Genomic DNA, 7,125 nt, shown 5'->3' with positions numbered 1-7,125 from the left:
ACTCGGGGTCGGCATGGCGTCCCGCATGTCGTTTGCCTGACCTGGGCGGTGCCTTGGCCGGACCGGCGCGGTGGCCCTGGCACGTCGTCTGCCTGACTCGGGGTCGGCATGGCGTCCCGCATGTCGTTTGCCTGACCTGGGCGGTGCCTTGGCCGGACCGGCGCGGTGGCCCTGGCACGTCGTCTGCCTGACCCGGGGTCGGCATGTGCCCCGCATGTCGTTTGCCTGACCCGGGCGGTGCCTCGGCCGGACCCGCACGGCGCTCCGGCCCGCGGCTGCCTGGTCGGCCCGCTGTTCCACCCCGTCCCCGCTCGGGCAGACACCTTGCGCCTCCCGCCCACCTGAGCGGCATGCCTGGCCGGCCCGCTCCGCCCAGGCCAGCGCGGCGTCACGTCTCCGTGCGGTACATCAGGTCCGTCTCGTACGTCGTGAAGCCGAGCCGTTCGTACACCGACACCGCCGCCTTGTTGTCGGCGTCGACGTACAGCATCGCCGTCGGCAGTCCCTGACCGGCGAGGTGGCGCAGGCCGATCGTCGTGAGGGCCTTGCCGAGTCCGCCGCCCTGGGTGCCGGGGCGGACGCCGAGGACGTAGACCTCGCCGAGCTGTTCGTCCGCATGGACCTTGGTCCAGTGGAAGCCGACCAACTCGCCCTCATGGAAGGCCAGGAAGAAGCCCTCGGGGTCGAACCAGGGCTGGGCCTTGCGGTCGTCGAGGTCGCGCTGGGTCAGGGAACCCTGTTCGGGATGGTGGGCGAAGGCGGCCGCGTTCACCGCGAGCCAGGCCGTGTCGTCCTCGCCGGGGACGAAGGTCCGTACCGTCACGCCCTCCGGCAGCACCGGGTCGGGCAGCTCCAGGCCGGTCAAAGGGCGCCGCATCTGCCGTAGCTCACGGAAGAGGGTCAGGCCCAGGACCTGGGCGAGATGGCGGGCGGCGCTGTGGCCGCCGTGGGCCCACACCCGCAGCCGCTTGCCGGAGGCGGCGAGCAGGGCCGAACCCAGGGCACGGCCGTGGCCGCGGCCGCGCTGGGCCGGGTGGATGACCAGCTCCGCCGCCGGCGCCTCCACCAGGTCGGTGTCCTCCAACTGGGCGTAGCCGACCAGTTCGTCACCGACACTCAGGAGCAGATGGGACACGCCTTCACGGGCGCCGCCCCGCAGCTGCAACCGGCCCTGTTCGGACACCGCTTGCTGGCCGTCTGCCTGCGCGGCCTCGGCGAGGAGCCCGAGGACGACCTCGGTCTGCTGCGGGGAGAGCGCCGAAAGGGTCTCGATGGAGCGGGAGATACCGGGGCGTGCGATGTCGTCGCTGGTCATGGCTACGAGGGTAAGGGGAGGTCCGGGCAAAGCGGCGGCAAAGAAGCAACCAGGATGTAACCAGGAAACCCCTGTCGCGCTACGCGCGTTGACCCTAGGCTGCGCCGGGAACGGGGCCACTCTCACATCCGGAACACAGGGGGGCGTATGCCAGCCATTTCCCAGCGGCACCAGTCGGACGCCGGCCGTCGCAGACGTCGTACGTACCGTCTGGTCGCCGCGGCCGCCGGTCTCGCCACCGTCGGAGCCCTCGCCGCCGCGCTGCCGGCCGGAGCGTATGACAGCAAGCACGGCAAGCCGCTGCCCAGCCGCTACCAGGACGTCCAACTCCTGTCCTTCAACGACCTGCACGGCAACCTGGAGCCCCCGTCAGGCTCCTCCGGCCGGGTCACCGAGCTCCAGGCCGACGGGACGACGAAGACCATCGACGCGGGGGGCGTCGAGTACCTCGCCACGCACCTGCGCGAGGCCCGTAAGGGCAACGCGTACTCCGTCACCGCAGCCGGTGGCGACATGGTGGGCGCGTCTCCGCTCATCTCGGGTCTCTTCCACGACGAGCCCACCATCGAGGCGCTGAACAAGCTCGACCTGGACGTCACGAGCGTCGGCAACCACGAGTTCGACGAGGGCGCTGTCGAGCTCGCACGGCTTCAGAACGGCGGCTGTCACCCGACCGCCGGCTGCTACTCGGACAAGAAGTTCAAGGGCGCCGACTTCCCCTACCTCGCGGCCAACGTGCTGGACGAGAAGACCGGCAAGCCGATCCTCAAGCCGTACTGGGTGTGGAAGAAGAAGGACGTCAAGGTCGGCTTCATCGGCGTCACCCTGGAGGACACCCCGGGTGTGGTCTCCGCCGAGGGCGTCAAAGGTCTGAAGTTCAAGGACGAGGTCGAGACGATCAACAAGTACGCCCGCGTGCTCCAGAAGCAGGGCGTGAAGTCGATCGTGGCCCTCATCCACGAAGGCGGGGCGCCCGCTTCGGCCTCGTACAACTACGACTGTGACGCGCCCGGCGCGGGCGACGGTATCTCCGGCCCGATCGTCGACATCGCGAAGAACATCTCGCCGTCCGTGGACGCGCTGGTCACCGGCCACACCCACGCGGCCTATGTGTGCACGATCGACGACCCGGCGGGCAACCCCCGCATGGTCACCTCGGCCGCGTCCTTCGGCCGGCTCTACACGGACACGACGCTGACGTACGACCGCTTCACCGGCGACATCGCCCGTACTTCCGTGGAGTCGGCGAACCACGTGGTCACCCGGACCGTCGCCAAGGCGCCCGACATGACCGAGCTGGTCACCAGGTGGAACACCCTCGCGGCGCCCATCGGCAACCGCGCGATCGGCTACATCTCGGCCGACGTCCCGAGCACCGGCACCGAGTCCCCGATGGGCGACCTGATCGCCGACGCCCAACTCGCGTACGGCAAGGAGCTCGACCCCGAGACCGACCTCGCGCTGATGAACCCGGGCGGGGTCCGGGCCGGCCTGACCTACGCGGCCAAGGGGACCGAAGGCGACGGCGTGGTGACGTACGCCGAGGGCTTCACCGTGCAGCCCTTCTCCAACACCGTGAACCTCCAGGACTTCACCGGGGCCCAGCTGATCAAGGTGCTCCAGGAGCAGGTGAGCGGGACGAACGCGGCCTCGCCGAAGGTCCTGCTGCCGTCGGCGAACCTCACCTACACGCTGGACCTGACGAAGACCGGCGCGGAGCGGATCGTCGTCGACTCCGTGAAGCTGAACGGCACGGCCGTCGACCCGGCGGCCACCTACCGCATCGCCACCAACAGCTTCCTCGCGGGCGGCGGCGACGGCTTCACCACGCTGGGCCAGGGCACCGACGACCTCGTCGGCGGCGACGACCTCGCCGCTCTCGTGGAGTACCTGACGGCCAACTCGTCGGCGAGCGGCCCGATCGCGCCGCCGGTGGCGAACCGGATCACGATCGTGAGCTGAGTCGCATACCCCGGGCAGAGGTTGCGGGTGGGGGGCCCACGCATGATCGGATGGATCGATGCGTTCCCCCCATCACCTCTCGACGCATCCCTACCCGAACTACCAGGCAGAACCTGAACCACCGGCCCCGCCGAACCACCGCCGAGCTCAACGGCGGCCTCGGCGGGGCCGTTTCGCACTGAAGGCGGCCGTCACCCTGGCCGTGCTCGCCGCCTTCCTCACCCTCGCCGACCGCTGGGCCGTCCTCTACGCCGAGCACCAGGCCGCGGACACCCTCAAGCAGCGGCTACGGCTGACCGCGGCGCCCGAGGTGGAGATCGACGGCTTCCCCTTCCTGCCCCAACTCGTGGACCGGCGCCTGGACTCGGTGAAGGTGACCGTCCCGGACGTGGCGGCCGACCGGGTCACGCTGGCCGCGGTGTCGGCGACGGCCCATGACATACGGCTCGACGGCGACGGACCGACGTCCGTGCGCGGGGCGCGCGTTCCTCGGCTGAACGGTGATGCCCTGCTCTCCTTCGCCGACATGAACCGTGAACTCGGCGCTTCCCAGGTGACGTTCACGGGAGCCGGCCCCGGCCGGGTCGCGGTGCGCGGCACCCTGCCGGTCGCCGGGCACGATCTGCGGCTGCGTGCCGATGTGCGGGTGGCGCGGGACGGGGAGCGGGGGGTCGACACCCGGATCGGCGGGATGCGCCTGGACATCGGGGACCTGGCGACCTACCGGCCGGGCAGCCGTGCCTCGGAGGGCCTGCATCTGACCCGACAGTCCGCCGACGCCCTTTCCCGTGAGACGCGCAAGGCCCGTGCCGTGCTGGCGGTGCCGTCCGTGGTGCGCGCGCTGGGTGTGCCCGGCTCCACCGTGCGCGAGGCCCAGCGCTCCGACACCGCGCTGGCCCGCCTGACCGGCCGCCCGGAGTTCGTACGGCAGGCCATGCGCCTCAACCTCCTCGACCTCGCCCTGGCCCACCCGGAGCTCCTGGACCGGCTGGGCCTGGACCCGGCGCTCCTCGACGCGCTCTCCCGGCTGACCCGCCCGGTCCTGGCCGACCGGCTCTCCCTCGGCTTCCAGCTGCCCGAACCGCCGAGCGGCGATCTGCGCCTGCGGGACGTACGGGTGGAGAGGGACGGCATCAGAGTGCGGGTCGAGGGCTCGGGGCTGGCGGTCGGGCCGTAGAAGGTCCGTAGAAGGCCGCAGAAGGCCGCAGAAGGCCGTAGAAGGCTGTAGAAGGTCCGTAGATGTCCGCCCTTAAGTTCTGTGTCAGCCCGGCATTGGTTCCGAGTGGCAGCAGAAACTTTTGATTCTCAGGCGCTGCACATCCAATCTTATTGAGGTCTAAGGCGGATCGGCCTTTTCGGCGGCGGAAATGCCGTAGTGTTTTCCATGTCGAAAGCGAACGACGCAAACGCAAAGGAGAGCATGATGAGCTTCCACAAGATCGCCCCGGTGAAGAAGACCCGCAAGCCCGCCCCGGCCCCCAAGAAGGCCCAGCCGAAGAAGCACACGCCGAAGCGTCGCCCGGTCGGCCAGAAGTAAGCACCGGCTAAAACCCTCCGAAGACCCTCCGAAGACCCTCCGAAAGAAGGACATGACCATGAGCTTCCACAAGATCGTCCCCGTCAAGAAGGCCGCCAAGCCCGCCCCGGCGCCGAAGAAGAAGCCCGCGAAGAAGCCCGCTCCGAAGCGCCGCCCGATCGCCCACAAGGGCTGACACAGAATTCACTGAAGTAAATCAAATTCATTCATAGGCAGTTGCAGCAGATCGGTAGAGAGACTGTTGCAGAACCAGGACAGTGAGGGATTCAGACATGAGCTTCCACAAGATCGCCCCGGTGAAGAAGACCCGCAAGCCCGCCCCGGCGCCGAAGAAGAAGCCCGCGAAGAAGGCCGCCCCGAAGCGCCGCCCGATCGCCCACAAGGGCTGAGGCACAACGCCACGAGGCGGGGCCACCGGTTAGCGAGCGCGTCTCGCGCCGGGGGCCCCGCCTCGGCCCTGTCCGCCGACCCGCGACCGCCGTGACCGCCACGTCCACCGCGACCGCCGTACCGAAAGGGAGTCGTCATGAGGGAAGTCCGCGAGGCCTTCCGCCGTTTCTGGCCGCTGACCCGCGGCGACCGCAAGTGGCTGGCGGCGATCGTCGCGTGCGTGGTGGTGTCCGCGCTCGCCGAGACCGCCGCGATCCTGCTGTTCGCGGAGCTCACCGACACCGCCCTGAAGGCCGGTTCGCTCTCCGCCTTCTGGGGCCCGGCCGGCGCCTGGCTGGGCGTGGCCGCACTCGGCGCGCTCGTCGGCTACTTCGGCAACTCGCTCGCGACCTGGACCGCCGAGAGATTCGTCCTCAGACTGCGCGCGAAGGTCTTCCGGCACATCCAGGACCTGCCCCCGCACTTCTTCCAGAAGCACCGCCAGGGCGACCTGGTCGAACGCCTCACCGGTGACGTCGAGGCCATCGAGCAGATGGTCGTGTCCGGTGTCGTCGGCACCGTCGCCGCCGCCTTCTCGGCCGTCTTCTACTCGGCGGCCGCCCTGTACCTGCGCTGGGACCTGGCCCTTGCCACCTTCGTCCTCGCGCCCCTGTTCCTGTTCGCCGCCCGCCGCTTCTCCGGCCGTATCAAGGAGGCCTCGCAGGACGAGCGGGTCGCGGACGGCGCGATCACCTCGGTGGTGGAGGAGTCGCTCGGCAACGTCGTGCTGACCCAGGCGTACAACCGCCGCCGCGACGAGGAGAAGCGCCTCGACCGCGAGGCCCGCGCCTGGATGAAGGCGTCGGTGCGCGGAGCACGGTTGAGCGAGATGTACGAGCAGTTCGTCGAGGTCGTCGAGACGCTCTGCGTGCTCTCCGTGATCGGCCTGGGCGTCTGGGAGATCTCGGCAGACCGTATGACCCTCGGTCAGCTCCTCGCCTTCGCCGCCTTCATCGGCTATCTGTACCCGCCGGTCCGCAACCTCGGCCAGCTCGGCCTGACCCTCACGGCGGCCACCGCGGGCGCCCAGCGCCTGAACGAGATCCTGGACGCGAAACCGTCGGTCGGCGACCCGGCCGAACCCGTCCCCGCCTGGCCGGTCCGCGGCTGGGTCGGCTTCCACGGCGTGGGCTTCCGCTACCCGACCGCGCACCGCGACTCCCTCACGGACGTGTCCTTCGCGGCAGCGCCCGGCGAGCTGGTGATCATCACGGGCCCGAGCGGTGCCGGCAAGTCCACCCTGTCCAAGCTCCTGACCCGCTTCTACGACCCCGCAGCGGGCGTGATCACCCTGGACGGCGTCCCGCTCACGCACATGAACCTGGAGTTCCTGCGCGAGCAGATCGCGTTGCTCCCGCAGGAGACGCTGATCCTCAACGGCACGATCCGCGAGAACATCGAGACGGGCCGGCCGGGCGCGAGCGACGAGGAGATCGAGCAGGCGGCCCGCGCGGCCGCGGCCCACGACTTCATCACCGCCCTGCCCGAGGGTTACGACACCGAGATCGCCCCCGGCACGGCGGCCCTGTCCGGCGGCCAGCTCAAGCGGATCACCATCGCCCGCGCGATGCTCCGTGCCGCGCCCGTCCTGATCCTCGACGAACCGACCGCGGGTCTCGACTCGGTGGCCGCCCGTCAGGTGGTCCAGCCCCTGCGCCGTCTGATGTCCGGCCGTACGACCATCATGATCACCCACGATCTGAGCCTGGCCCCGGACGCGGACCGGATCCTGGTGGTCGACAACGGCCGGTTGGTGGAGGCGGGAACGCACGCCGAACTGGTGGCCCGCCGGGGCTCCTACGCCCGCCTCCTCGGCCCGCTCCCGGAGGACACGATGATCCTGCGGAAGCTGCCGGACGACACGATGATCCTGCGTCGCTGA

4 protein-coding genes are annotated in these 7,125 nt (G+C 69.9%); 3 read left to right on the top strand and 1 reads right to left on the bottom strand.

Annotated elements, in window-relative coordinates; all coding sequences use genetic code 11:
• Positions 1-388: 388 nt before the first annotated feature.
• Positions 389-1,315 carry a mycothiol synthase gene (mshD, locus tag ACI2L1_RS07790; protein WP_404738408.1) on the bottom strand — a complete coding sequence of 309 codons (927 nt, stop codon included), beginning with the start codon at positions 1,313-1,315 and terminating at the stop codon, positions 389-391.
• Positions 1,316-1,462: 147 nt separating this feature from the next.
• On the opposite strand from mshD, the gene ACI2L1_RS07785 reads away from it, so the two are divergent.
• From ACI2L1_RS07785 to ACI2L1_RS07775, 3 genes are all read left to right on the top strand, one after another.
• Positions 1,463-3,277 (top strand): bifunctional metallophosphatase/5'-nucleotidase, encoded by a 1,815-nt coding sequence (locus tag ACI2L1_RS07785; protein ID WP_404738407.1) that lies wholly within the window; start codon positions 1,463-1,465, stop codon positions 3,275-3,277.
• 58 nt (positions 3,278-3,335) lie between these two features.
• Positions 3,336-4,454 (top strand): DUF2993 domain-containing protein, encoded by a 1,119-nt coding sequence (locus tag ACI2L1_RS07780; RefSeq protein ID WP_404738406.1) that lies wholly within the window; start codon positions 3,336-3,338, stop codon positions 4,452-4,454.
• An 886-nt stretch (positions 4,455-5,340) separates the two neighbouring features.
• Positions 5,341-7,125: an ABC transporter ATP-binding protein gene (locus ACI2L1_RS07775; RefSeq protein ID WP_404738405.1), complete on the top strand. Its 1,785-nt coding sequence runs from the start codon at positions 5,341-5,343 to the stop codon at positions 7,123-7,125.

Origin of the sequence: Streptomyces sp. NPDC019531, from assembly GCF_044903305.1 — a bacterium.
GTDB lineage: Bacteria > Actinomycetota > Actinomycetes > Streptomycetales > Streptomycetaceae > Streptomyces.
Note: the sequence above shows the minus strand (reverse complement) of the source record. Positions and strands in the feature narration are given on the sequence as shown.